This is a genomic window from Rhizobium sp. PL01 (genome assembly GCF_033447125.1).
Taxonomy (GTDB): Bacteria; Pseudomonadota; Alphaproteobacteria; order Rhizobiales; family Rhizobiaceae; genus Pararhizobium.
Map to the genome: position 1 here is coordinate 130,115 of NZ_JAWQUM010000005.1, position 24,533 is coordinate 154,647.

A 24,533-nucleotide genomic window follows, 5' to 3' on the forward strand; every position below is an offset into this window, starting at 1 on the left:
CGCAAGGCTGCGTACCGGGAAATCGAGTTTATCTGCTCTTCCGCAAAGCTTCGATCAGGGTGCGGGTTTTTCCTGTGGCATAGACGATGTCTTCGCGGTCGAGATGCACGGTGATCTCGACGTCTTTCCAGCCGCCGCCGTTGTCACGGGCAAAGATTACCGCTGCTTCCAGCGACGGAAACACCGAAGCAGCACTTCCGGCAACCAAGAACTGCACCGTGCACTCCGCGTCCGAACAATTGGTGAGTGCTTTGATGGGATCAAACGCCATTTTTTTCTCCGGCGGTTAGGTCAATGTTCAACCGGTGACGAAACGCCTCGGCTGCGTCGCTATAGCCGGAAAAATCCGTTGCGTCTCCCGCCGCGCGCCCGTCGTCAATCATACACGATACAGGGACTATGCGTGCCCTTGGTATAGCCGCGCCGGGAGACCGGCGCGGCTTGCGGTTTTACCACTTCTGGTGAACGTGAACCTTGATCAGGCGTTCGTAGACATCGGCGAGTGCTGCCAACGTTTCGGCCGGGATTGCGGCCAGTTCGCTCGCGGCGGCATTGGCCTTGGCCTGCGCCTCGTTGCGAGCCCCGGGGATGACGACGGAGACGGCTTCGCTCTGGAGGATCCAGGCAAGCGCGAACTGCGCCATCGAGGCGCCCTGTGGCACAAGCGGCCGTACCTGTTCGACGGCTTCCAGCGCAACATCCAGCGGCACGCCGGCAAAGGTTTCGCCGACATCGAAGAATTCGCCGTTGCGGTTGAATTTGCGGTGGTCGTCATCGGCGAATTTGGTGTCGGCGGTGATCTTGCCGGACAGAAGGCCGGAAGCCAGCGGCACGCGCACGATGATACCGACATTCTTCTTTTGCGCCTGCGCGAAAAACAGGTCATGCGGACGCTGGCGGAAGATGTTGTAGATGATCTGGATGGTTGCGACGCCCGGATATTCGATCGCCTTCAGCGCCTCCTCGACATTGGAGACCGACACGCCGTAATTGCGGATCTTTCCCTTGACGGTGAGATCGTCCAGCGCGCCAAACATCTCCGGCCGGTAGAACACTTCGGTCGGCGGGCAGTGAAGCTGCACGAGGTCGAGCGTCTCAACGCCGAGATTGGTCAGGCTGCGGTCGATGAAGGCTTCGATATTGGCAGCGGTGTAGCCCTCGGCCACATGTGGGTTCAGCCGGCGGCCGGCCTTGGTGGCAACGAAGGGCTTTTCGCCGCCGCGTTCCTTCAGCACGGATGCAATGATCTTTTCCGAGCGGCCGTCGCCATAGACATCGGCCGTGTCAATGAAGGTAACGCCAGCATCGAGAGCAGCGTTCAGTGCGCGCTTGCCGTCTTCCTCCGAAACATCGCCCCAGGCGCCGCCGATCTGCCAGGCGCCGAAGCCGATTTCGGAAATGGCAGCACCTGTGCGGCCAAGAGTTCTGTTTTTCATGGTGTTATCCTCGCCGGACGGAGCGTGTTGCTCCGTCAATCCCGCCCCATTCGAGTGGGAAAATTCTGTTTACCCGCCGTTTCTATTCCGAATATGACAGGCTGGCCAGCGGCCGATCTTTCAAGACGATGCGACAAGGGGAAAAGCATTCTTGTTTTCAAAGCCTTATTGAAAGGACACTGGAGGGATATCCGTCAATCGTCCAAGCTAAGGACTGCCCTGCCGCGGCTAAGGTCGAGGATCATGGCGGCAGCCGTCTGAGCCGCATTCTTGGGGATCAGCAGGGTGAGAGCGGCGCCGGTGTCCGTAAAAGTTTCTGTGTTGATCCCCACGTCCAACCCGGCTAGCCGAGCCTTGATCAGCGCCAGATCGGAAAATTCGCAATTGACCGTTCCGGACACAGTCTCGATGACCTCAACCTTCTCCGCCGCCCGCAGGCAGATGGCCGCTGTGCCGCCATAGGCGCGGATCAGGCCACCGCTGCCAAGCAGGGTGCCGCCGAACCAACGGATGACGACAACGGCGATGTGATCAAGCGATTGGCCATCAATGGCCTGCAGGATGGGTTTTCCCGCGGTGCCGCTTGGCTCGCCGTCATCGTTGAAGCGATAGGTCTGGCCGACGCGGAAGGCCCAGCAATTGTGGCTGGCCGTCAGGTCGGATTGTTCAGCGATGAAGTCCCTGGCCGCTTGCTCGCTGGACACGGGGCCACAGACGGCGTGAAACCGGCTTTTCTTGATTTCCTGCGTATGGGTCTCGATACGTTGAAGCGTGAACATCTGTCCGGTCCGTTTGCGCGGTGATAGCGCATCGGGTGGCTTGGTGCCAACAGGGACATTGCTCTGGAGGGCACGTTGGGGACGGGTGACGACTTCATCTCCGTCCTCCCCGCCACAAGGGCGGGGAGGACGGAGGGAGAAGGGCGGCAACCCAACGAACCTTCTGGGATGGAAGCTTCGCTGGCTTCCATCCGGACAGTAAGTATCTTCACCCGATCGACATCAGGCTCGCATTGCCGCCTGCGGCCGCCGTGTTGATGCTGGTGGAGACTTCTTCCAAAAGCCAGTTGAGGCAATAGACGTCCGGGTTTATGGAAAGTTCGGCCGTCGATGCTGCCTGGACCAGAACCAGCGGACCGGGAAGGCCGGCGATCTGCTTGTTGGCGGAGCGGATGCGTTCCGCCTCGCCTTCGATCAGGGCACCGGCGAAGGGCACGTCCATTCTCCAGTCGGCAGTGAAGGAGACGCGGGCGGCGACCGTGGCCGGTAGCGATGCCAGCGCCTCCTTGAGGCCGGACACTGTGTCGACCACGGCGGTGTTGCCGGTGGAAAAGACAGCAGCAAGCTGACGGTAAAGGCCATCGGCAGTCTGCGGCACGAGCAAGATTTTTCCGCGCGGATGCAGGGCGTAGAGGTTGATCTCGCCGACCGGGCCGGCAAGCTCGATGGTGAGGCCGAGCGCCGACTGACTGCCGGTTTCCCGCGCATCCTGTGCCTGGGTTCTCAGGCCCTTGCTGTCCAGCCACTTGGCAAAATCGAGCAAGACCGGATCGGTATGCACCGAGCTGTGCTGCGGTGGAACCGGCGGCGTGGTGACGAGGCGGCCAAGATAGAGAGGGCCGCCGGCTTTCGGCCCGGTGCCTGACAGGCCGCGTCCGCCAAACGGCTGGACGCCGACGACCGCGCCGATGATGTTGCGGTTGACGTAGAGATTACCGGCCTTCACGCGGCTGGTGACATGGGCAATGGTCTCGTCGAGACGGGTATGCAGGCCGAAGGTCAGGCCATAGCCGGTGGCGTTGATATCGTCGATCAACCGGTCGAGATCGTCGCGCTCGTAGCGCAGCACGTGCAGCACCGGGCCGAAGACTTCGCGCTTGAGGTCGGAGAGTTGCTTCAGTTCGATGATCGTCGGCGGCACGAATGTGCCCTCCGCCGTTACAGGCGGTAGCGCGATCTGCTCGACCTTGGCGCCGATACCGCGCATGGTTTCGACATGCTTTTCGATGAGGCCCTTGGCTTCCGCAGTGATGACCGGTCCAACGTCGACGGCGAGACGGTCGGTGCGGCCGATATCCAGCTCGTGCAGCGCGCCCTTCAGCATGGTCAGCACGCGATCGGCGACATCATTCTGCAGGCAGAGCACCCTTAGCGCCGAGCAACGCTGACCGGCGCTGTCAAAGGCGGAGGCGATGACGTCGCCGACGACCTGTTCGGCAAGGGCCGAACTATCGACGATCATGGCGTTCTGGCCGCCGGTTTCGGCAATCAGCGGGATCGGATGGCCAGACGTGGACAGGCGGTCGGCAAGCTGGGCCTGGATCAGCCGGGCGACTTCGGTCGAGCCGGTGAACATCACACCGGCAATGTTCGGAGCGCCGACAAGGGCGGCCCCAACGCGGCCGTCGCCCGGAAGCAGCTGCAGCGCTTCCGCCGGAATTCCGGCTTCATGGAGGATGCGGACACCTTCTGCCGCGATCAACGGGGTTTCTTCGGCAGGCTTGGCGAGCACCGGATTGCCGGCGACGAGGGCGGCGGCAATCTGGCCGGCAAAGATGGCGAGCGGGAAGTTCCAGGGGCTGATGCAAACAATCGGGCCGAGTGCCTGATGCGCCGGTCCGAGCGTGCGGGTTGCCTGTTCGGCGTAATAGCGCAGGAAGTCGATGGCTTCGCGGACCTCGGCAATGGCGTTCGGCAGAGATTTGCCGGCCTCTCGGACGATCAGGCCGAGCAGGGTCGGCATGCGCGCCTGCATCAGATCGGCGGCACGCACGAGGCATTGGGCGCGCTCGGTGGGCGATACCGCACTCCACTTGGCGCCCTCGGCACGGGCGATCTCGACGGCGCGGCGGGCATCGTCCTCGGCGGTCTCGATGACAGAGCCGACGACATCGCGGTGATCGCCGGGGTTAAGCACGGGGCGGCTTTCGCCGCGGATTGCTTCGGCGCAGAGATGCGGAGCGGCGGTCCAGTCAATTGCCGCGCTGGCTTTCAGGGCGTCCGACAGCATTGAAAGCGACGCCTCGTTGGAAAGGTCAAAACCGGCGGAATTCGCGCGCCCGGCATACAGATCGGCAGGCGCCTTGATCTGCTCGTGCTGGGCGCCCATCACCGGCATGGCGCGAACGGTATCGACGGGATCGGCAATCAGGTCGTCGATCGACACGGCCGGATCGGCGATGCGGTTGACGAAGGAGGAGTTGGCGCCGTTTTCCAAGAGACGGCGGACGAGATAGGCGAGCAGTGTTTCGTGCGTTCCGACCGGCGCATAGATGCGGGCCGGGCGGTCGAGATTGGCCTTGCCGACCACCTCGTCATAGAGTGGTTCGCCCATGCCATGCAGGCACTGGAATTCGTAATCGCCGACTTTGAAGCCGGGGCCGGCCATTTCATAGATCGTCGCCAGTGACTGGGCATTGTGGGTGGCAAACTGCGGGAAGATCACATCCTTGGCACCCAGCAGCTTTTTCGCGCAGGCGATATAGGAGACGTCCGTATAAATCTTGCGGGTATAGACCGGGAAGCCGTCGAGCCCGTCGATCTGGGCGCGCTTGATCTCTGCATCCCAATAGGCGCCCTTGACGAGGCGCACCATCATCCGGTGACCGGAGCGGCGGGCGAGATCGATGATGAAATCCAGAACGAACGGGCAGCGCTTGCCATAGGCCTGGACGACGAAGCCGACGCCGTTCCAGCCGGAAAGGGCCGGATCGAGGCGCAGCGCTTCCAAGAGGTCCAGCGACAGTTCGAGGCGGTCTGCCTCTTCGGCATCGATATTGAGGCCGATATCATAGTTCTTGGCGATCAGCGCCAGTGCCTTCACCTTCGGGAGTAGTTCGGCCATGACGCGCGCGGTCTGGGCGCGGACATAGCGCGGATGCAGCGCCGATAGCTTGATCGAGATGCCGGGACCTTCGTAGATGCCGCGGCCAGCGGACGCCTTGCCGATCGCATGGATGGCGTTTTCATAGTCGGCATAATAGCGCTTGGCGTCGGCAGCCGTGGTCGCGGCTTCGCCCAGCATGTCGTAGGAATAGCGGAAGCCCTTGGCTTCCAGCGGACGTGAGCGCTTTAGCGCCTCGTCGATGGTTTCGCCGGTGACGAACTGCTCACCCATCATGCGCATCGCCATGTCGACGCCACGGCGGATCACCGGTTCGCCTGCACGGGCGATCAGGCGGGTCAGCGCGGCCGACAGGCTGCGGTCGTTGACGGTCGACGTCAGCTTGCCGGTGACGACGAGGCCCCAGGTCGCAGCATTGACGAACAGGGAGCGGCCGCCGCCAATATGCGAACGCCAGTCGCCATCGGCGATCTTGTCGCGGATCAGCGCATCGCGGGTGGCTGTGTCGGGAATACGCAGCAGCGCTTCGGCAAGGCACATCAGCGCCACGCCTTCCTGGCTCGACAGCGAATATTCATGCACCAGACCCTCGACGCCGGAGCCCTTGTGCTTGGCGCGCAACGCGCTGATCAGCTTGCGGGCGGTCGTCTTGGCGCGGGTGCGAATGTCATCGGAGAGCGTCGCGGCTTCGACCAGCGGCGGCAGGCATTCGGTTTCGGGGCGGCGGTAAGCGGCGGTGATTGCCTGGCGCAGCGCTGTCTGCTCGGCGATGGGTGGCGCGAAATCGGCAAAGGGAGCAGTCAGGGTTTCGGAGGTCTTGTGTGGCTGCGGCAGGCTCATCGAAATCGTCCCTTTTCGAAGCTGTCAGGCTCACATTGCGTGGCCCGGAATTCATGGGCGCAAAATAGGGTAGAGATCTCCGGATAGCTATCCGGGAAAGTGAGTTCAATGCCGGATGTTTCACCGAATATAGTCGCATAAACCGCGCACTGTGCGGCCATATCGAAATCGAGCCGGATGATCCGGGGTCAGAGCAGGACCTTCTGCGACAGTTTGTGACGCGCCATCAGGCATTCGTCGTCGCCCGGCATGCAGGTGCGGCAGACGATCGGGCGCACTGCATAGATCTTGCAGCCGACATGGACGCCAAGCTTGCCATCGAGCGCCGAACAGCGATTGTCCTCGCAGCGCATGCCGCCGAGATCAGCAGACACATATTCAGTGGGGATAAGGTCCAGTTCCTCGTCTGTCTCCAGCGAGAACCGCGGCCAATCCTCGGAATAGCTGCAGCAGGCGCCACAACTCTGGCAGTCGAAATCATCGGTGGGAACGGCAAGGGTCATGCAGCCAGCCTAGCATGGAATTGGGGAGGGGCGGAAGGCTGCGTCATACGCGGTTGGCCTCCTTTGCAGGCAGGGGAGAAATAGAAGGGGGGCAGGCCGTCACGCCACAGTCGCTTCCCGTACCGCGATCTCATAGTCTTCCGTGTGCACCAGGATGCCTGTATCGGTCAGCACGGCAATGCCATAGCCGGCGGGTTCGTCGACGGAAAGCGAGGCATCGGGAGCATCGAAGGGCATCGGTTGCTGGTGGACCGGGCTTTTGAAGACCGAGAACGGGATACCGCGACTGGAACCCGAGATCGTCCGGTGCACATGGCCGGCGAAAATGTGCAGCACATTGCCCCGGCGTTTCACCACGTCGTAAAAGTCTACTTCATTGATCAGCCGTATCAGGTCCATGCCGGAAAAGCCGGTGGCGTGCGGTGGATGGTGCATGAACAGCAGCACCGGCAGATCACCGGCGCTTTCCAGTTGATGGTCGAGCCAGGCCAGCCGCCGGGTACACAGAAAACCGGCATGGCTGCGCGGATAGTCGTAGGGCGGCGCAAACAGCGTGTCGAGCAACACCGTGCGGCAGTCGGGAAAATCGATGACTTCCTGAATGAAGCCATTCTCATCCGGCGTGACATTTGGAAAGACATCGAGAAACGTTTCGCGGTTGTCATGATTGCCGATGGTGATGGCGAGTGGCGGAACCAGTTGTTCCAAGAGGCCCTTCAACCGCTCGTAGGATGGCCGGTCGGCGCGGTGGGCGAGATCCCCCATGACAATCACCCGGTCCGCATCGGCATGATAGCGGTTGACATGATCTATCCCGGCGGCGAGCCGCTGGAAGGGATCGAGCCCGATGATGGATTGGCCTTCCGGGACCATATGCAGATCCGTAAACACAATAAATTTCGTCATTGCCGGAAATCCGATTAAAAAGAATTTGCTAATTAATACCATTACCGTGTCCGCGCGGCATGCGACCGTCAAGCAACATAATTGGGAGGGTTCATCAGGGCGTGAATTCAAGCAGGTTTTGAACCGCTCGATCCATTGGCGAGGCGCGCTGCGCTGATTAGCGGCATTCGCACGAAAGATCCGCTGTCGCGGCGGCGTCAGCGGATTGCTAAACTTCCAGGCTGCCATTGCTGCCTGGGGTATGAGACGGCAACTTGCCGCTTCCGCGGTGAGTCTTTCTCACTTCAGGCGACTGGTCTTTGCCGAAACAAGGGCGGCCTGTTCGCTTGGCTTGAGGCTGGCGGTTGTTGCCGTGTCGATCTGCGGCTGGGTGATCTTCGACATGGCGAATGCGTCACCCTTTTCGGCGGCTCTTGCAAATATCGCCGTGGCGGCGGCGGTATCCGCAGGCATGCCTTCGCCGCTCTCCAGCATGATGCCGAGATTGATCATCGCATCGACATTGCCGCGATCGGCAGCCAGCATGTAAAACTGTGCGGCCCTGCGGTTGTCTTCCGGGATTTGCGTGCCTTCGTCCAGCATGACGGCAAGGTTGAAAGCGCCCAGATTGTCCTTGGCCACCGACGCCCGCTCGAACCATTGGGTGGCGAGTGCGCCGCTGGCGGATGTGCCGATGCCATCGCGATAGGCAACGCCGAGATTGTAGGCGGCGAGGATATTTCCGCTGGCGGCGGCCTTCTGATAGAGCGCGAATTCCGATGCATGATCGCCGCGATCACCGAGCATGACGGCATAATTCACCATCGCGATCGCATGGTTGCCTTCGGCCGCCTTTTCCAGCATCGCCATGGCTTGACCGTGCTGGCCGGCGGCGTGGAGCACCCGGGCAAGTTCAAAGGTCTGCCTCGGGCCGCTGCCCTGATTGTAGGCCTCGCGGCAGGCTGAGAGGGCAATGCCGATGCGCAGGTCTTCGGTCGCCACCGGCCGAAAGACGAAGTTGCGTTGCAGGTCGTGTTCGCTGCCGGCTTCCGCGTCGCATTGGTCAGCGGGCAATAGTGAAGAGGCGGCGCGGGCTGAGGGAATGGCGATGGCCGCGACTGAAATCAAGCTGACGGCTGTGAGCAGGATGGCATTGACCGCTGAAATGCGCTTGCTGGGTCCGTTTTTCATGGCGTTCTCCTTGGCGTTTGTGTCACCTTATGGCGCGCGCCGGTCTGCGGCTGTTCCCCGGGAAACAGCGCCTGGGGCCGCCGGATCGGAGGATGGGGACAACGCCGGGAAGAGCGAAATCCGAGCGCAGATGCGAGACGTTCCACGCGCAGACGCGCTTTTTTCGCCGGAGCACCGGATTGTTTGAACAAGGAGCAAGGACAATGACGCCAGACATTCAACTGCTGCGGCAAGGCCTGATCGGACGACGGACATTCATCGCCGGCTGCGCGCTGGTCGCAGGCGGCCTTGCTGCCATACCAACCCAGGCAAGCACGGTGATCGGCAAGGCATCGGATGTGCGCGGCAAGGTCAATCTGAAACGGGCGGAAAAGCAGGAGGGGTTGGCGACCGGCGGGCAGATCATGGACAATGATTTTGTCGCAACCGGCAGCGACAGTTTTGCCGATCTGGCGCTCGTCGGCGACACACGCATCCTGCTCGGCAGCAAGACGGAGCTTCTGCTCGACAGTTTCATTGCCGGCCAGGGCGGCACGATGGAACTCGGCATGGGGCAGATGGTATTCGACCGGCCGGAAGGTCTGCCGAAGATCGATCTGGCACTTCGCACAACGTTCGGCATGATTGGCGTGCGGGGGACGAAGTTTTTCGCAGGCCCCAATCGCGGTGTCTTTGCCGTTTTCGTCGAACATGGCCAGGTGGCGGTGGATGCCGGTGGTGTGCAGCGGCTGGTCGGTGCCGGTGAAGGCATCGAAATAGCCAAACCCGGAGATGCACCGAACGAAATCGTGAAATGGAAGGAACCCCGCATTGTCGAGGCCTATGCCAGCGTCGGCCTGAAGCGCTGAGCGTCCTCAAGCGCCGTTGGTGAAAAGTTCCATTTCGCCAAAACCGCGGATTTCGTGCATGCCGACGGAGCGCAGCGTGCGACCGCTCTGGACGGCTGCTTCCGGGCCGATGCAGATTGCGGTGCCGAGGAACTTGTTGGCCTCCTGAAGCCGGGCCGCCAGATTGATGCAGTCGCCATGTGCCGTATAATCCAGCTTGCCGCCGGCGCCGACCTCACCCAACACGGCGATCCCTGTTTCGATGCCGATCCGGGTGCGGCCGAACTGATGGTCGACGAAACCCTGCCGCCGGCGTATCTCCTCCGTCAGAGCCCGGATCGCTTCGGCGCAGTCAATCGCCTTGTTGACGTGATCGTCCAGATCCTCCGGTGCGTTGAAGAAGGCGTGCACGGCATCTCCGACCACCTTGTCGACCATGCCGCCATACTGGGCCACCAGGCCGTTGACCTCGGCGTAGTAGATGTCGAGCAGAGTGACGAGATCGCGTGGCGGAAGCTTCTGGGATAGCGTCGAAAAGCCCTCGATATCGGTAAACAGCGCGGTCACGGGGCGTTCCTCCCCCGCCACGCGCTCGTCATCGGGATTGTCGATGTAGCGGGCGACGACGGATTGCGGCAGATATTGCGAGAACTTGCTGCGTGCCGTGGATTCCGCCCGCCGGACGCGGGCAAATTGCAGCGTGCTGGTGACAACCAGAACGAAGACCAGCGCAAGGCTGATGCCGACGGCATCGACCAGCAGGGCCGAACCGGCATAGATGGCAGCGGCCGCGCCGATCGTGCCGGAGATGGCCAGCAGACCGAGGGCAACCGAGGTGACCGGCCGCAGACGGGTGGCGACGAAGGCCACCAGAAGCCCACCGATCAGGGCCAATGCCGCCTCGAACAGGGGAAGTTTTGCCAGCCTTTCGGGAATGAATCCGGTCAGCACGGCATTGGCGATATCGGCATGGATCTGCACCGATGGTTCGAGCGGCATGGAGGCGGTGGAGCGCAGCCCGCCGAGATTGGGTAGGCTGCTGCCGATCAACACTGTCTTGTCCTTGAAACGCCCGTCATCAACGTCGCCGCTCAGTACATCGCCTGCCGACACCGTGCGTGCCTCAATGGCGGCAATCGGACTGGCCGCAAAACGCAGGCTGCCATCCTCGTCCAGTTCGATCAGCCGGCTTTCGAGTTTCAGCCAGACGGGTTGTCCGCCGAGAATGGGTGTGCGTCCTCCCGCTGCCAGACGGGCCGCCTCAAGCCCCAGCGCGGGATAGGCATCGTTGCCGATGATCGAGAAGGCCTGGACGCGGCGGATTCTGGCATCCTCGTCGCCGACCAGAAACGCAGCTGCTGCCGAATGTGACGCGGTCTGCAGGAAGCTGCAGGAGGCTTCTGCGCCATTGATGAACCAGAGTTCGGGGATGGCCACCGGTTTTCTGACCGCAACCGGCGGCACGGGTGCTGGATGTTCCGGCCCGCCATCGGCGATCAGGAAGCCGAGAATGACAGGCATGCTGGAAATTGCCTGTGTCAGCGCGACATTGGATGGTTCTGCCGGATCGCAGGCCGTGCTGAAGATGAAATCGACGGCGGCGGCCTTGGCGCCAGCCTTTGCCAATCGTGACAGAAGATCGGCCGTCTGCGTCCGGCCCCAGTTCTTGTCCGGCACCTGCTGCATCGATTTTCTATCGACGTCGATGACGACGATCTGATCGGACTGCGGTGCGGAGACCCATTGGGTGAGGGAATCGAAGAACTGTTCCCGCTGCGTTTCGAGCGCCGGGCCACCGTAGAAGAACAGCAGCAATGCACCGAGCACGCTGGCCACCGCTCCCGCTAAAAGCGGCCTGATCCGGGACAGGCGGAAACTCTTCAACGGGTTACTCCTCCTCCGGTTCCGCGATCTTCTGCAGGCGGCCGATATGACAGGCGATGACGCCGTCGAGCCGTTTGATTGCACTGCTTTCCTCCAGTGCCAGAATGGCCCGGTTCACCTTCGGACGGCTGGCGCCGAGTATACCGGCAATTTCGGACTGGCTGAGAGCGATGCGCAGATTGGCGCTTTCCGGCAGGTCGTTGCCGTGGATCTGTCTGAGCGTTGCCAGAAAGAAGCGCGCCACGCGCGCATGCAGATCGTACAGCGCGATCGTTTCCAGCCGGTCCGTGGTATCGCGCAACTGCAGGCAGAGATAACGTATGATCGCTTCAGCTGCGTTCGGCGTGTGGGTGATGAAATCGAGGAAGGCTTTCTTGCTGATGACATAGCCCTCTGTCGCCGTGATCGCGGTCGCATCGGCAGAGCGGGGCTGGTTGTCGAGAATGGCCATTTCGCCAAAGACGGCGCCAGCCTCGATATGGCGCAGCAGGAGTTCGCGGCCCTGCGGCGTGATGAGTGACAGCTTGATGCGGCCGGACAGAACGGCAATCATGTAATTGCCTTCATCGCCGCGCTGGAAAATAACCGTTCCCGAGGTCCATTTACGATAGGTTGCAAGTGCTGCGATCGCAGAAATCGTCTCCTTGTCGAATTCCTCGAAAATCGGAAAGGAACGCCAGAAGGCGGGACTTTTGTTGACTTCGCCCATACTGAATCCCCATCCACGTATTCATTGCGACCCCGTTGAAATTCTTCTCGCAGTCTTCCCGATGTTGCAACAAAAAACACCGTAAAACCAGGAATGCCGGGCATCTGCGGTTAATAGTCTGTCGGAATTGATGATGCTCTGGGCAAGGTATGCTCGTCCAATCGTGCTCGGTTGACGATCTACATGGATCGTCTACTTATTGTGAACGATCTGTCTCCGGCCAATGGGCTGGATGAATTTGGAATTGCTGATAAATCTGTCGCCAACAACGAACCCAAACCGGAGTCTCTCCCAATGCAGCAGAATGCAGTCCTCCTCGTCGCCCGTATCCTTATGTCCATCCTCTTCATCGTCGCCGGTTACGGCAAGCTCACGGCACTCGGCGGCACCGCCGGCTATTTCGGCAGCATGGGCCTGCCCCTCCCGATGGTCACGGCGATCATCGTCACCGCTGTCGAACTGCTCGGCGGTCTCGCCATCCTCCTCGGCCTCTTCACCCGCCCGGCCGCCTACATTCTGGCGCTCTTCTGCGTTGCCACGGCTTTCATCGGTCACGGTGATTTCTCGGTCGCCGGCAACGACATCCACTTCATGAAGAACCTCGCAATGGCTGGTGGCTTCCTCTTCGTCGCCACGTTCGGTGCCGGTGCCCTCTCGGTTGATGCCAAGCGCGCCTGATTGACCGCTGGTTCCTGACAATGAAAAGCCCGCCGATTGAGAAATCGGCGGGCTTTTTTGTGCCTGTCGTTGAAGGATTGGTCAGGAATAGATCACGCCCTTGCGCAGGATGACATTGCCATAGAGCCGTGGTTCGCTGGTCTGGACGACGGTATGCGCAGCGCGGACCCTTGGATAGAAGTCGGGTCCCAGAAGTGGTGTCACCGCCCGGTTGGGCTCGTATTTTGCACAGCAGGCGATAATGTCCTTGTGCACCGGATCAAGTGCATCGCGATCCTGCTTGACCGTGGCGCGGAAGATGGCCTCAGGGACGAAATCATCGATTGGCATGACGCTCAGGATCGCGTCGAGAACCGGGATCAGATGATGACCGTCGAGCCGGATCAGCCGGCGGCCGTGTTCCTGTCCAGGGTAGTTGCCATCGACCAGGGCGATTTCGTCGCCATGGCCCATGGCACGCAAAGTGCTCAAAAGCTCGGGGCTTAAAAGCGGGTTCAGACCTTTCAGCATCAGGCTGTTTCCTTGAATAGAACGTTGGTATCGATGAGATAACGCGAGAACAGCGGCAGGCTGGCGCCGCCGATGGCGCGGGCCTGGGCGCCAACCGCACCCTCGATGATGTCAGGCAGGATGACGCCCTCAAGATCGAGGTCGCCGGCCGCTTTGCGGATCGCCGCAACGATGCGTTGCCGCACCCAGCCGGGAAAGCCGCCATCGATCACCGCCGCGCCGAAATCGATGATCGAAGCGGAGGAGACGATGGCCTGCGCCAGCGCTGCGGCCGTCAGCTGGATCCAGGTTTCGAGCGGTTCGCCAAAGTCGATCCATTCATCGGCGGAGTACCAGAGCGGTTTCGGGTCGATGCCTTTTTCACGAAGGAGATTTTCGAGCACGAAGATCGAGGCGATCTTCAACAGCTGCTGCGGTTTGCCGTTCTTGTCGGAAACCTGCAATGGGCCGACGGCGCCCGCGGTTCCGGTGCGCCCGGAAAACAACGCGGAGTTAAGCACGATCCCGCCGCCGATGAACGATCCGATATAGAAATAGATGAAGTCCGGGTAGGAGGAGCCGACCCCGAAGATCAGTTCTGCGCCGCAGGCGCTGGTGGCGTCGTTCTGCATCAGCACCGGGTGATGGGTCCGCGCTGCCACTTCGTCACGCAGGTCAAAGCCGCGCCAGCTGTTCATCGCCTCACGCGGCGCGCCGGTCTCCTCGGCCCAGCTCCACAGCTGGAAAGGCGTGGCGATGCCGACACCGGCAATACGCTCGCGCTGCTCCTCGGTCAGCATCTTTTCGAGCTTCGGTATGCCCTCGACGATGAAGGAGAGAATATCGTCCGGCATGGGATAGGCGTGGGTCTGGTGCAGTTGCAGGCGGATGTTGCCGACGAAATCCATCAGCACGAGATCGCAGCTACGGCGGCCGATCTTGACGCCGTAGGAGTAAACGGCGTCCGGGTTGAGCCGCATCGGGATTGACGGCTGGCCAACGCGGCCCCGCACCGGTTCACCACGGATCAGCAGGTCGTCCTTCTCGAGCGCCCGCATGATGACGGTGACTGTCTGCGCCGACAGGCCGGAGCGCCGGGCAATATCGGCTTTCGACAGGCTGCCGTGACGCCGTACCAGCGACATCACCAGTCTCTCGTTATAGGCGCGCACGCGGGTGAGATTGGCGCCACCGCCGGGGTCGAAGACGTCCGGGACGGTCGATGCACCGCCAGAACCGGCCTGTGATGTCATGCCCGTTACCTCCCTAAAGCGTGATCTCCTATCCGGATTGGGTTGTTCCGGACAGGCCTCCTGATCACGCCTTTCATTTTGTTGCTTGCGGGCGCTGCAACCACGAGAGGCGCATGCCCATTTTCTGCGCAGAGAATGGCATAGATTTTTAATAATTCAATTTGATTTATTTATTGACAGCATTTCATTTTGATGTTTGTTTTGTGTCTGGAAGCGCCACCCGCTCAGAGGAGATGTTGCGGTGGGCGAAGCCTGAAGGGCCGGCTCGCCGGTGCCATTTTTCAATCCTTGGGAGGATTTCATGAAGAAGACTATTGTTTCCGCCGCTCTCGGCGCGCTGGCGCTTGGCGTCGTATTTTCAGCCCCCGCCCAGGCCGCCGGTGTTTCGGCCTGCCTGATCACCAAGACCGATACCAATCCATTTTTCGTCAAGATGAAGGAAGGTGCTGAAGCCAAGGCCAAGGAACTCGGCGTTGACCTGAAGTCGTACGCCGGCAAGGTCGACGGCGACCATGACAGCCAGGTTGCAGCGATTGAATCCTGCATCGCCGATGGTGCCAAGGGTATCCTGATTGCCGCTTCCGATACCAAGGCAATCGTCGACCAGGTCAAGAAGGCGCAGGATGCCGGCCTGCTTGTCATCGCTCTCGATACCCCGCTCGATCCGCCCGGCTCTGCCGACGCAACCTTTGCGACGGACAACCTGCAGGCCGGTAAGCTGATCGGCGCCTGGGCTGCTGCAACGCTCGGCGACAAGGCCAAGGATGCCAAGATCGGCTTCCTCGATCTCGTTCCGTCGCAGCCGACGGTCGATGTTCTGCGCGATCAGGGCTTCATGATCGGCTTCGGCATCGACCCGAAGGACCCGAACAAGATCGGTGATGAGGATGATCCGCGCATCGTTGGCCATGACGTGACCAACGGCAATGAAGAAGGCGGCCGTACCGCCATGGAAAACCTTCTCCAGAAGGACCCGGACATCAACGTCATCCACACGATCAACGAACCGGCCGCAGTTGGCGCCTATGAAGCCCTGAAGGCTGTCGGCAAGGAAAAGGACGTTCTGATCGTTTCCGTTGACGGCGGTTGCCCGGGTGTTAAATCCGTGGCTGAAGGCGTCATCGGTGCGACATCACAGCAATATCCGCTGCTGATGGCATCGCTCGGCATCGAAGCCATTGCGCAGTACGCCAAGGACGGCACCAAGCCGAAGCCGACTGCGGGCAAGGACTTCTTCGATACCGGTGTAGCGCTCGTCACCGACAAGCCTGCCAAGGGCGTTGAATCGATCGACGTCAAGGCCGGCACGGACAAGTGCTGGGGTTGATGCCCTAGGGCTTTCGGCACAGAATGAATATGGAAGGGCGGTTTCAGGGCCGCCCTTTTCAACAACCGGTTGGTAGGCCGGTCTCTTGGGAGGGAGGCGTTGTCATGACAAGCGTCCAGGAATTCGAAAAAACACTGGATCAGAGCGACAAGAATGTCGCTTCATTCGAAGATCGTTCGCCTCTGCGGCGCATCCAACATTTTCTGCATTCGACACCGGCCGCCATTCCGGCGATCGTGCTGATCTTTTCCATCATCGTGTTCGGCGTCCTCAAGGGTGAGCGGTTCTTCACCGCGGGAACTCTGACATTGATCCTGCAGCAGATCGCCGTTGTCGGCATTCTCGGCGCTGCACAAACGCTGATCATCCTGACGGCGGGCATCGACCTGTCGATCGGCGTGATCATGGTGCTTTCGGCCGTTGTCATGGGCAATTGCGCCGTGACCTACGGTATGCCTGCGCCGCTGGCCATTCTGGCCGGTTTCGTGACCGGCACCGTCTGCGGCATGGCCAACGGTTTCCTGGTCTCCAGAATGAAACTGCCGCCCTTCATCGTCACGCTGGGCACCTGGAATATCATCGCGGCAATCAACTATATCTATTCGGCCAACGAGACCATTCGCCGTGCCGATATCGAAGCCTCAGCACCCCTGCTGGGTCTCTTCGGCGCCAGCTTCAAGCTCGGCTCGGCCGTGTTCACCTTTGGTGTGATCATGATGGTGATCACCGTGATCGCGCTCTGGTATGCACTCAACCACACCGCCTGGGGACGCCACGTTTATGCAGTTGGAGACGATCCGGAAGCGGCGGAACTGTCGGGTATCCGGGTCAAGGGCGTGCTTCTCGGTGTCTACGGCCTTGCCGGGGCCATCGCAGCCCTTGCTGCCTGGGTCTCGATTGGCCGCAACGGTTCGATTTCCCCGTCCTGGGCTGTCACGGATTACAATCTGCAGGCCATTACGGCGGCGGTTATCGGCGGCATCTCGCTGTTCGGCGGGCGCGGCTCGATCCTCGGTACGCTCTTCGGTGCTCTCATCGTCGGTGTAGTGTCGATGGGCCTCAACATGCTCGGCGCCGATCCGCAGTGGAAAGTCCTGTTGACCGGTGTCCTCATCATTACGGCTGTTGGCGTCGACCAGTGGATCAGAAAGGTAGCAGGCTGATGGAACCTCTTCTCACCGCACCCCTCTTGACGGCGCGTGGTATCGTCAAGCGCTATGGCCGCGTCACTGCGCTGGACCAGTCCGATTTCGATCTCTATCCCGGCGAAATCCTCGCCGTGATCGGTGACAACGGTGCCGGTAAATCCTCGCTGATCAAGGCAATTTCGGGGGCGATTCATCCCGACGAGGGTGAAATCCGGCTTGACGGCAAGGTCGTCAACTTCCGGTCTCCGCTGGAGGCGCGCGAAGCTGGTATCGAAACCGTCTACCAGAACCTGGCGCTTTCGCCGGCGCTGTCGATTGCCGATAATATGTTCCTTGGCCGCGAAATTCGCAAAACCGGGCCGATGGGGTCGATCTTCCGCATGCTCGACCGGCCGAAAATGGCCAAGATCGCCCGAGACAAGCTTTCGGAGCTCGGCCTGATGACGATCCAGAACATCAACCAGGCGGTGGAGACGCTGTCCGGCGGCCAGCGCCAGGGCGTCGCCGTCGCACGTGCGGCAGCTTTCGGCTCCAAGGTTATCATTCTCGACGAGCCGACAGCGGCGCTCGGCGTCAAGGAATCACGCAAAGTTCTCGAACTGATCCTCGACGTGCGCTCCCGCGGCCTGCCGATCGTGCTGATCTCGCACAACATGCCGCATGTGTTCGAGGTGGCCGACCGCATCCATATTCATCGGCTTGGCAAACGTCTCTGCGTCATCAATCCGAAGGACTATACGATGTCGGATGCCGTTGCCTTCATGACCGGCGCCAAGGTGCCGCCGGAGGCCATCGCCGCATGACCATGACGCTTGCCGCCATCGCGGATAGCATCGTCGAGAAGGCGGGCACGTCGTCCCGTTTCATCGTCGCCATTGCCGGCCCTCCCGGGGCCGGCAAGTCCACGCTTGCCGATGCGCTGCAGGAAGAATTGACGCGCCGGGGTGAAAAATCAGCCGTGCTGCCGATGGACGGCTTCCACATGGACAACGGCATTCTCGAAGAGCGTGGCTTGCTGAAGCGGAAGGGCGCGCCGGAGACCTTCGACGTCCGCGCCTTTATCGATATCGTTTCGGCGGTGCGCAAGGCGGACGAAGAGGTACTGGTGCCGGTGTTCGACCGCTCGCGGGAAATCGCCATCGCGTCTGCGCGGCCGGTCGCACCGGAAACGCGCATCATTCTGGCAGAGGGTAACTATCTGCTGCTCGAGGAGGCACCGTGGTCGCGGCTCGACGGCATGTTCGATCTGTCGATCTTCGTCGGCCCCTCCTATGAGGTTCTGGAAGAGCGTCTGCGGCAGCGCTGGATTCACTATGGGCTGGATGCGGCGGGCATCGAATGGAAGCTCTACGGCAACGATCTGCCGAACGGCAAACGGATCATCGACAATTCCCGGCCTGCCGATATTGCCATCGAGATTTTCGAAACGGCCTGATCCGGTCAATCGATCATTGTTTTCCGCCACACAATGATGCTATCGGAGCCTTCGGTCAGCGCATGCCCCGAACCCATGCGCAATACGATTGCGTCTGGAGAATCCGTCATGAGCCCACAGCCCGTCACCGAACTGACGATCCGCCGTCCTGACGACTGGCACCTGCATCTGCGCGATGGCGGAATGCTCAAGGGCGTCATCGGCGATACCAGCCGCCACTTCGCCCGCGCCATCATCATGCCGAACCTCGTACCGCCGGTGGTCACCACCGCCGATGCGACGGCCTATCGTGAGCGCATCCTGGCAGTGCTGCCGAAGGGCGATCGTTTCGAGCCGCTGATGACGCTCTATCTCACCGAGGGTACCAATCCGGATGATGTCGAAGCCGGTCATGCCAGTGGCCTGATCAAGGCCGTCAAACTCTATCCAGCCGGTGCCACCACCAATTCGCATGGCGGCGTGCGCAATTTCGAAAATGCCATGCCGGTGCTGGAACGTATGGCGAAGATCGGCCTGCCGCTCTGCGTCCACGGCGAGGTCACCACACCGGAAGTCGATATTTTCGATCGGGAAGCGGTCTTCATCGAGACCGTGCTCGAGCCATTGCGTGCACGCCTGCCGGAATTGAAGGTGACGATGGAGCACGTCACGACCAAGGACGGCATCGACTACATCAAATCGTCGAAGGCCAATCTTGCCGGGTCGATCACCACTCATCACCTGATCATCAACCGCAATGCCATCCTGGTCGGCGGCATCCGTCCGCATTACTACTGCCTGCCGGTCGCCAAGCGCGAGTTGCATAGGCTTGCCCTGCGGGCTGCTGCGACATCCGGCGACGGCCGTTTCTTCCTCGGTACCGATTCAGCCCCACATGTCGATCCGCTGAAGGAATGCGCTTGTGGCTGTGCCGGGATCTACACCTCGATCAACACCATGAGCTGCCTTGCCCATGTGTTCGAGCAGGACGATGCGCTGGACAAGCTGGAGGCCTTCACCTCGCTGAATGGTCCGGCGTGGTATGGTTTGCCGGTCAATGACGAGACGATCACGCTGCGCAAGCAGGCAGAGGCTGTCACATTCCCGGAAAAGATCGAGACCGAGGCCGGCACGGTTACCGTGTTCGATCCGATGTTCCCGTTGCATTGGGCCGTTTCCTGAAGGCAGGCAGGCCCGCCCCCAGGAACCCGGCATGGTCATGTCAGGACTTGAGCTTCGAATTGCAGATGCTGTAGAAGCCGCCGCCCTTCTGGATCCAGGCGAGGCCATTGAGTGAATTGTCGGCTTTGTCGGCCTTGTATTGATCGAGGCACGTGTGCATGCGGGCTTTGCCGGCAGACTCGGTCGAATATTTCGAATCGACCTTGGTCGGGAACACAACGCCCTTCGGCGCCTTTGCTGTGGTCTTGGCCGGTTCAGGTATATTCTCCGTATTGGCCATCGAAGGTTCCTGGTCGGTATTCATCGCGGCCGGTTTGGCAGCCATTTTTGTGGAAGCCGGTGTCGTGGTGGACGCGGCGGCATCGGTCCCGCATTGGGCTTTGCGGAAGTCGTTCCACTTCATCCCATTGAGCGTACCGGCCGTCTGGGCTGTTTTGTATTTCGCGCTGCAATCCGTCATGCTCATGGCATTTGCAGCGGATGACAGGACGAAGGGGGCAAGGGAAAGAGCGGCGAGGGTGGCAAGGCTGATAATCTTCATCGGATAACCTCATGATAGGAGGGCATCAGGCGTTCAGCGACGCGTTGAACGTCCGCCTCAACTACAGGTATGTGTCCGGTTTGTGTCCGGATCATGGTCCTTATTTCTAATGTAGCTTAAGCTTACCAAGAATTAATCTGGCCGGTCTCGCCTGTCGTGCAGTGCCATGATCGGAGCGATGGCAGAGTGGTTTGCGATCGGCGAAGGGACAGGCTTGATCGCGGGAAAAACTTCACCTAACAATGAGCTCGGCCGGATGCGGCCAGCCGTCCCGCAGTGCCTTGGCACGATGGTGAATGCATCCACCCAAACCTTCCTCATCCTTGCCGTTTGGCGTTGATGGCGAACGGGTCAGCAGAGCGGGCACTGATCTTCCTGTTTGCCACCATATGGAGGATGAACCATGCGCGATTTTCGCGATGCAAAACTGATGGCAAAGGTGCTCAAGCAGGCCTTTGCAGACCGCAACACGAGCCTTTCCCACAGCGAAGCCCTTGAGATTGTCGCCAGCCAGTTTGGCTATGATCAATGGAATATCCTGTCGGCGAAGATCGACACGGCCGACAGGCCAGCGCAGACGCTGGAGGGTCACGTCGGCATCGAGCCGCCGATCCCGATCTTCCGCATTTTCGATGTGGCCAAGGCGATGGAATTCTACTGTGGCTTCCTCGGTTTCACGCTCGATTGGGAGCATCGTTTCGGCGATAATTTCCCGCTCTACTGCCAGGTCACCAGAGAAAACATGATCCTGCATCTGAGCGAGCACGCCGGTGATGCAAGCCCCGGCGCGCGCGTCTTCGTCCGTGTCCGAGATGCGGCCGCTTTGCAGGCGGAGCTGGCCGCTAAGGATTACCGTTACATGAAGCCGGGTGTAACAAAGGCCCCCTGGGGGCTGGAGGTCGGGGTGATCGATCCTTTCAACAACCGCATCACTTTCTGCCAGCAGCAGGGCGAGAGCCAGGACGGTTGAATTTGGTGGCGCGGTAGCCTCTGCTGCGCCCTCCGCCTCTGGCATTGCGTGGCCTGACCTGCTATGCGGCGGGTGATAAAAATCCCGAACTGCAGGAGCCCCGCCGATGATCCAGACATCCTTTCCCGACAAGGCCGTGATGGCCGAACTCGTCGCCAAGATGCTGTGGGAAATCAAGGCGGTGCATTTCAGTGCCGACAAGCCCTACAAGCTGGCATCCGGTATGGCGAGCCCGGTCTATATCGATTGCCGCAAGCTGATCTCCTATCCGCGCATCCGCTCAGCGGTGATGGATTTCGCCGCAGCCACCGTGTTGCGCGAAGCCGGTTTCGAACAGTTCGACGTCATTGCCGGCGGCGAGACGGCGGGCATCCCCTTCGCGGCGATGCTGGCCGAGCGCCTGGCATTGCCGATGATCTATGTCCGCAAGGCGCCGAAGGGCCACGGCCGGAACGCCCAGATTGAAGGCCATATGCCGGAAGGCGCCCGGGTTCTCGTCATCGAGGATCTGACGACGGCCGGTGGCTCGATGTTCAAGTTCATCGACGCCATCCGCGCAGCCGGTGGTGTGGTCGATCACGGGATTGCTTTGTTCTACTACGACATCTTCCCACAAGCCCGCGGCGAGATGCAGGACAAGGGCGTAACGTTGCTCAATATCGCCACCTGGCGCGATGTGCTGGCGGTTGCCAAGCAGCAGAAACTGTTCGACGAAAAGACGCTGTCGGAGGTCGAGGCCTTCCTCAATGCGCCGCTCGAATGGTCCGGCCGCAACGGTGGTGTCAGCGAACTCGCGACCGCTTGAAAACGGTGCTGGAAATCCGGCGCCGTTTGGCTTAAATCGATTGAAATAACATCCATGATGGGAGGGACGTCGCCGTGATCGTTTGCTGTGGGGAAGCCCTGATCGACATGCTGCCACGCCAGACGACGGCGGGCGAAACGGCGTTTGCTCCCTATTCCGGCGGGGCGATCTTCAACACGGCCATCGCGCTTGGACGTCTTGGCATCCCCACCGGCTTCTTCACTGGTCTCTCCGACGATATGTTCGGCGACATGCTGCGCGAGACGCTGAAATCCAGCAATGTCGATTTCGCCCCCTGCGCAACGTTGTCGCTGCACACCACCGTTGCCTTCGTCAAACTGGTCAATGGCTCAGCGACCTACGCCTTCTTCGACGAGAATACCGCTGGCCGGATGATCACCAAGGACCACCTGCCAGCGCTCGGTGATTTCTGCGAGGCGCTGCATTTTGGTGCGATCAGTCTTATTCCAGAACCGTGCGGCTCGACTTACGAAGCGCTGATGACCCGCGAATATCAGAAGCGGGTGATTTCCTTCGATCCGAACATCCGCCCCGGCTTCATCAAGGATGCCGAGGCCCACAAGGCTCGCATGCTGCGGATGGCGGCCATGTCCGACATCGTCAAGTTCTCCGACGAAGACCTCGACTGGTTCGGCGAAGAGGGTACGCATGACGAGTTGGTGGCCAAGTGGCTGCAGCGTGGCCCCAAACTCGTCGTCATCACCAAGGGCGCCGACGGCGCGGATGGCTACACGACGCGCGGCAAGGTTTCTGTGCCCGGCGAAAAAGTTGATGTTGTTGATACGGTTGGTGCTGGCGACACATTCGATGCTGGCATTCTGGCATCGCTGAAGATGAACAATCTCCTGACTAAGGCGCAGGTTGCCACACTCAGCGAAAGCGCTGTCCGCGACGCGCTGGCGCTCGGTGCAAAAGCAGCCGCTGTCACCGTTTCTCGCGCCGGGGCAAACCCGCCGTGGAGCTACGAGATCGGGCTGTAATTCTCTGGCTGTTGGCTCAGCTTCCGTCCGCGCCCGGCAAAAGCGCTATGCGGCACACTGGCGAGATTTGACAAAAACTGGCGTGCGCATTCGCTCCAGCTGTATGTCAGCGCCTTTTTACGCGCGTCCTCTCGCGACAGGGTCAATGCGGCAAGGGCAGCCTGCCTGAGATCGCCGGAAAGTGCGCCGCCGCCATCGCTCAGAATATCCTTCGGTGCCGTCACCGGAAAAGCCGCAACCGGACAGCCGCTGGCGAGCGCCTCCAGAATGACATTGCCGAATGTATCGACCCGGCTTGGGAAGACGAACACATCAGCCGACGCATAGATCGTCGCCAGTTCCGTACACAGGCGCTTACCGAGGAAATATACGTCCGGATACTTTTGCCGCAGGAGAGCAAGGTCAGGCCCATCTCCAACGACGATCTTGCTGCCCGGCAGGTCGAGATCGAGAAAGGCGGGCAGGTTCTTCTCCACGGCCACCCGTCCGACATTGAGGAAGATCGGGCGGGGGAATGGCAGGTTCTGACGGCGTGCCGGATCGAACAATGTGGTGTCGATGCCGCGTGTCCAGCGCTTGATGTTGTGAAAGCCGTGGGCGGCCATTTCCGTTCCGAGCGAAGCGGTCGCGACCATCATGCCGTCGCCGGAATTATGAAACTGGCGCAGCCACCAGTAGCTCCAGCTTTCCGGGATCGGCAGCCGGGCGCTGACGAACTCCGGAAACCGGGTGTGGTAGCTCGTCGTGAACGGCAGCTTCCGGCGTAAGCAGATGCCGCGTGCGACAAGACCGAGCGGGCCTTCTGTGGCGATGTGGATATAGTCCGGCGCCACCGCATCAATCTCGTCAGCCACCTGCCGCCGCGTCGGCAGCGCCAGCCGGATGTCGGAATAGAATGGTAAAGGGAAAGTGGCGAAACGCTCGGGCGTCAGGAAATGAATGGCGATCCCCTGTTCCTTGAGGGACCGGGCGAGTTCATCAAGCGTGCGCACGACGCCGTTCACCTGCGGGTGCCAGGCATCGGTAACAACGAGAACGGTTTTTTCCATAAAGGCCCCGACGTGGCTGTGTCACCTGCCGTGAAGCACCGGCTGATCGTCGAATCAGGTGGCTGCTGCATTGCAGCCGTTTGATCATGCTCCGATGACAGGCGGATGATCGGCCATGTTGACAAACATGGCAGCGCGCCTTTGGGGAGGACGAGCCCAGGACTAGCGCAGCAAAAGGGAAGTTTTAGGCGTCTATCGCCCCATCAGCGCCATCTGCTCGAAACCGCGTCCGGCCGAGGCGGCAACAATGGCGAGAAGAGAGCCTTCGTAAGTACGAACATGGACAGTGAGCGAACGATAATCGCTGTCGCGGCCGATCTTGTCGGCAATTGTCTGGCCATAGTAGACGGCGGATCCGACGTCGAAATGGTCGACGCCTTCTTCATCGACAACCTGTTCGTTACCGAAATGCAGATCGAAGAAATAGTGTTCCACGTTAAGCCCCGAACCCGTGCGCCGCCGGAGATTTCTCTGGCTTGAGGATGCAGTGTCAGGGATATCGCATTGTGTCCGAATGCAGGCTGAATTGTGCGTTCAGCCTGCATTCATCGGTTCTGC

At 60.7% G+C, this 24,533-nt stretch carries 24 protein-coding genes; 10 read left to right on the plus strand and 14 right to left on the minus strand.

The window, feature by feature from the left end; translation table 11 throughout:
* Positions 1–28: 28 nt before the first annotated feature.
* The 7 genes from R6X40_RS13830 to R6X40_RS13860 form a co-directional block, all read right to left on the minus strand.
* Positions 29–271, minus strand: coding sequence for a hypothetical protein (locus R6X40_RS13830; RefSeq protein WP_318414375.1), 243 nt, complete (start codon positions 269–271; stop codon positions 29–31).
* A 178-nt stretch (positions 272–449) separates the two neighbouring features.
* Complete coding sequence (locus tag R6X40_RS13835; protein WP_318414376.1) at positions 450–1,436, minus strand: aldo/keto reductase; 987 nt, start codon at positions 1,434–1,436, stop codon at positions 450–452.
* A gap of 194 nt (positions 1,437–1,630) precedes the next feature.
* The gene (locus tag R6X40_RS13840; RefSeq protein ID WP_318414377.1) at positions 1,631–2,215 is read right to left on the minus strand and encodes a YigZ family protein; all 585 of its coding nucleotides are present in this window, start codon (positions 2,213–2,215) and stop codon (positions 1,631–1,633) included.
* A 208-nt stretch (positions 2,216–2,423) separates the two neighbouring features.
* Positions 2,424–6,119 (minus strand): trifunctional transcriptional regulator/proline dehydrogenase/L-glutamate gamma-semialdehyde dehydrogenase, encoded by a 3,696-nt coding sequence (gene putA, locus R6X40_RS13845; RefSeq protein WP_318414378.1) that lies wholly within the window; start codon positions 6,117–6,119, stop codon positions 2,424–2,426.
* 188 nt (positions 6,120–6,307) lie between these two features.
* Positions 6,308–6,622, minus strand: a complete 315-nt coding sequence (locus tag R6X40_RS13850) for a YkgJ family cysteine cluster protein (RefSeq protein ID WP_318414379.1) — start codon at positions 6,620–6,622, stop codon at positions 6,308–6,310.
* Between the two features lie 99 nt (positions 6,623–6,721).
* The gene (locus R6X40_RS13855) at positions 6,722–7,528 is read right to left on the minus strand and encodes a phosphodiesterase (RefSeq protein ID WP_318414380.1); all 807 of its coding nucleotides are present in this window, start codon (positions 7,526–7,528) and stop codon (positions 6,722–6,724) included.
* Between the two features lie 279 nt (positions 7,529–7,807).
* On the minus strand, positions 7,808–8,698 hold the full coding sequence (locus R6X40_RS13860; RefSeq protein ID WP_318414381.1) for a tetratricopeptide repeat protein: 891 nt from the start codon (positions 8,696–8,698) through the stop codon (positions 7,808–7,810).
* Between the two features lie 224 nt (positions 8,699–8,922).
* Here R6X40_RS13860 and R6X40_RS13865 point away from each other — a divergent pair, with 224 nt between their 5' ends.
* Positions 8,923–9,546, plus strand: a complete 624-nt coding sequence (locus R6X40_RS13865; RefSeq protein WP_318414646.1) for a FecR family protein — start codon at positions 8,923–8,925, stop codon at positions 9,544–9,546.
* A gap of 6 nt (positions 9,547–9,552) precedes the next feature.
* Here R6X40_RS13865 and R6X40_RS13870 read toward each other — a convergent pair whose 3' ends face one another.
* Both R6X40_RS13870 and R6X40_RS13875 read right to left on the minus strand, forming a co-directional pair.
* Positions 9,553–11,409, minus strand: coding sequence for an adenylate/guanylate cyclase domain-containing protein (locus R6X40_RS13870; protein WP_318414382.1), 1,857 nt, complete (start codon positions 11,407–11,409; stop codon positions 9,553–9,555).
* 4 nt (positions 11,410–11,413) lie between these two features.
* On the minus strand, positions 11,414–12,118 hold the full coding sequence (locus R6X40_RS13875; RefSeq protein WP_318414383.1) for a Crp/Fnr family transcriptional regulator: 705 nt from the start codon (positions 12,116–12,118) through the stop codon (positions 11,414–11,416).
* Positions 12,119–12,412: 294 nt separating this feature from the next.
* Between R6X40_RS13875 and R6X40_RS13880 the strand changes: the two genes are divergently transcribed.
* Positions 12,413–12,796: a DoxX family protein gene (locus R6X40_RS13880; protein ID WP_318414384.1), complete on the plus strand. Its 384-nt coding sequence runs from the start codon at positions 12,413–12,415 to the stop codon at positions 12,794–12,796.
* Between the two features lie 81 nt (positions 12,797–12,877).
* Here the strand turns inward: R6X40_RS13880 and R6X40_RS13885 are convergent, their stop codons facing one another.
* Both R6X40_RS13885 and R6X40_RS13890 read right to left on the minus strand, forming a co-directional pair.
* Positions 12,878–13,306, minus strand: coding sequence for an RbsD/FucU family protein (locus R6X40_RS13885; protein ID WP_318414385.1), 429 nt, complete (start codon positions 13,304–13,306; stop codon positions 12,878–12,880).
* Positions 13,306–14,538 (minus strand): ROK family transcriptional regulator, encoded by a 1,233-nt coding sequence (locus tag R6X40_RS13890; RefSeq protein ID WP_318414386.1) that lies wholly within the window; start codon positions 14,536–14,538, stop codon positions 13,306–13,308. The genes R6X40_RS13885 and R6X40_RS13890 overlap by 1 nt, the downstream gene beginning before the upstream one ends.
* A gap of 301 nt (positions 14,539–14,839) precedes the next feature.
* Between R6X40_RS13890 and R6X40_RS13895 the strand changes: the two genes are divergently transcribed.
* From R6X40_RS13895 to pyrC, 5 genes are all read left to right on the plus strand, one after another.
* Positions 14,840–15,865 carry a sugar ABC transporter substrate-binding protein gene (locus R6X40_RS13895; RefSeq protein WP_318414387.1) on the plus strand — a complete coding sequence of 342 codons (1,026 nt, stop codon included), beginning with the start codon at positions 14,840–14,842 and terminating at the stop codon, positions 15,863–15,865.
* 104 nt (positions 15,866–15,969) lie between these two features.
* Positions 15,970–17,028 carry an ABC transporter permease gene (locus tag R6X40_RS13900; RefSeq protein WP_318414388.1) on the plus strand — a complete coding sequence of 353 codons (1,059 nt, stop codon included), beginning with the start codon at positions 15,970–15,972 and terminating at the stop codon, positions 17,026–17,028.
* Positions 17,028–17,816: an ATP-binding cassette domain-containing protein gene (locus tag R6X40_RS13905; protein ID WP_318414389.1), complete on the plus strand. Its 789-nt coding sequence runs from the start codon at positions 17,028–17,030 to the stop codon at positions 17,814–17,816. Before R6X40_RS13900 ends, R6X40_RS13905 begins: the two co-directional genes overlap by 1 nt.
* 2 nt (positions 17,817–17,818) lie before the next feature.
* A complete protein-coding gene (locus R6X40_RS13910; RefSeq protein WP_412178387.1) occupies positions 17,819–18,448 on the plus strand; it encodes a nucleoside triphosphate hydrolase in 630 nt (209 codons plus the stop codon).
* 108 nt (positions 18,449–18,556) lie between these two features.
* Positions 18,557–19,609 (plus strand): dihydroorotase, encoded by a 1,053-nt coding sequence (gene pyrC / locus R6X40_RS13915; RefSeq protein WP_318414391.1) that lies wholly within the window; start codon positions 18,557–18,559, stop codon positions 19,607–19,609.
* A gap of 40 nt (positions 19,610–19,649) precedes the next feature.
* Here the strand turns inward: pyrC and R6X40_RS13920 are convergent, their stop codons facing one another.
* Positions 19,650–20,150: a hypothetical protein gene (locus R6X40_RS13920; RefSeq protein ID WP_318414392.1), complete on the minus strand. Its 501-nt coding sequence runs from the start codon at positions 20,148–20,150 to the stop codon at positions 19,650–19,652.
* A 403-nt stretch (positions 20,151–20,553) separates the two neighbouring features.
* On the opposite strand from R6X40_RS13920, the gene R6X40_RS13925 reads away from it, so the two are divergent.
* The 3 genes from R6X40_RS13925 (at position 20,554) to R6X40_RS13935 (ending at position 22,926) form a co-directional block, all read left to right on the plus strand.
* Positions 20,554–21,120 (plus strand): glyoxalase superfamily protein, encoded by a 567-nt coding sequence (locus R6X40_RS13925; protein ID WP_318414393.1) that lies wholly within the window; start codon positions 20,554–20,556, stop codon positions 21,118–21,120.
* A gap of 106 nt (positions 21,121–21,226) precedes the next feature.
* Complete coding sequence (locus R6X40_RS13930) at positions 21,227–21,925, plus strand: orotate phosphoribosyltransferase (RefSeq protein WP_318414394.1); 699 nt, start codon at positions 21,227–21,229, stop codon at positions 21,923–21,925.
* A gap of 74 nt (positions 21,926–21,999) precedes the next feature.
* Entirely contained in the window at positions 22,000–22,926 is a 927-nt protein-coding gene (locus R6X40_RS13935) for a carbohydrate kinase (protein ID WP_318414395.1), read from the plus strand.
* Here the strand turns inward: R6X40_RS13935 and R6X40_RS13940 are convergent.
* Together R6X40_RS13940 and R6X40_RS13945 are read right to left on the minus strand one after the other, a co-directional pair.
* A complete protein-coding gene (locus R6X40_RS13940) occupies positions 22,908–23,975 on the minus strand; it encodes a glycosyltransferase family 1 protein (RefSeq protein WP_318414396.1) in 1,068 nt (355 codons plus the stop codon). The two genes, R6X40_RS13935 and R6X40_RS13940, sit on opposite strands and share 19 nt — an antisense overlap.
* A gap of 192 nt (positions 23,976–24,167) precedes the next feature.
* Positions 24,168–24,410 (minus strand): DUF6894 family protein, encoded by a 243-nt coding sequence (locus R6X40_RS13945; protein ID WP_318414397.1) that lies wholly within the window; start codon positions 24,408–24,410, stop codon positions 24,168–24,170.
* Positions 24,411–24,533 lie beyond the last annotated feature (123 nt).

Coding starts and splice junctions, on each gene's coding strand:
- R6X40_RS13940 (WP_318414396.1), bottom strand. CDS start 23,975: ATGGAAAAAACCGTTCTCGTTGTTACCGATGCCTGGCACCCGCAGGTG.
- putA (WP_318414378.1), bottom strand. CDS start 6,119: ATGAGCCTGCCGCAGCCACACAAGACCTCCGAAACCCTGACTGCTCCC.
- R6X40_RS13830 (WP_318414375.1), bottom strand. CDS start 271: ATGGCGTTTGATCCCATCAAAGCACTCACCAATTGTTCGGACGCGGAG.
- R6X40_RS13890 (WP_318414386.1), bottom strand. CDS start 14,538: ATGACATCACAGGCCGGTTCTGGCGGTGCATCGACCGTCCCGGACGTC.
- R6X40_RS13900 (WP_318414388.1), top strand. CDS start 15,970: ATGACAAGCGTCCAGGAATTCGAAAAAACACTGGATCAGAGCGACAAG.
- R6X40_RS13895 (WP_318414387.1), top strand. CDS start 14,840: ATGAAGAAGACTATTGTTTCCGCCGCTCTCGGCGCGCTGGCGCTTGGC.
- R6X40_RS13835 (WP_318414376.1), bottom strand. CDS start 1,436: ATGAAAAACAGAACTCTTGGCCGCACAGGTGCTGCCATTTCCGAAATC.
- pyrC (WP_318414391.1), top strand. CDS start 18,557: ATGAGCCCACAGCCCGTCACCGAACTGACGATCCGCCGTCCTGACGAC.
- R6X40_RS13880 (WP_318414384.1), top strand. CDS start 12,413: ATGCAGCAGAATGCAGTCCTCCTCGTCGCCCGTATCCTTATGTCCATC.
- R6X40_RS13885 (WP_318414385.1), bottom strand. CDS start 13,306: ATGCTGAAAGGTCTGAACCCGCTTTTAAGCCCCGAGCTTTTGAGCACT.
- R6X40_RS13840 (WP_318414377.1), bottom strand. CDS start 2,215: ATGTTCACGCTTCAACGTATCGAGACCCATACGCAGGAAATCAAGAAA.
- R6X40_RS13905 (WP_318414389.1), top strand. CDS start 17,028: ATGGAACCTCTTCTCACCGCACCCCTCTTGACGGCGCGTGGTATCGTC.
- R6X40_RS13920 (WP_318414392.1), bottom strand. CDS start 20,150: ATGAAGATTATCAGCCTTGCCACCCTCGCCGCTCTTTCCCTTGCCCCC.
- R6X40_RS13925 (WP_318414393.1), top strand. CDS start 20,554: ATGCGCGATTTTCGCGATGCAAAACTGATGGCAAAGGTGCTCAAGCAG.
- R6X40_RS13855 (WP_318414380.1), bottom strand. CDS start 7,528: ATGACGAAATTTATTGTGTTTACGGATCTGCATATGGTCCCGGAAGGC.
- R6X40_RS13875 (WP_318414383.1), bottom strand. CDS start 12,118: ATGGGCGAAGTCAACAAAAGTCCCGCCTTCTGGCGTTCCTTTCCGATT.
- R6X40_RS13860 (WP_318414381.1), bottom strand. CDS start 8,698: ATGAAAAACGGACCCAGCAAGCGCATTTCAGCGGTCAATGCCATCCTG.
- R6X40_RS13850 (WP_318414379.1), bottom strand. CDS start 6,622: ATGACCCTTGCCGTTCCCACCGATGATTTCGACTGCCAGAGTTGTGGC.
- R6X40_RS13910 (WP_412178387.1), top strand. CDS start 17,819: ATGACGCTTGCCGCCATCGCGGATAGCATCGTCGAGAAGGCGGGCACG.
- R6X40_RS13930 (WP_318414394.1), top strand. CDS start 21,227: ATGATCCAGACATCCTTTCCCGACAAGGCCGTGATGGCCGAACTCGTC.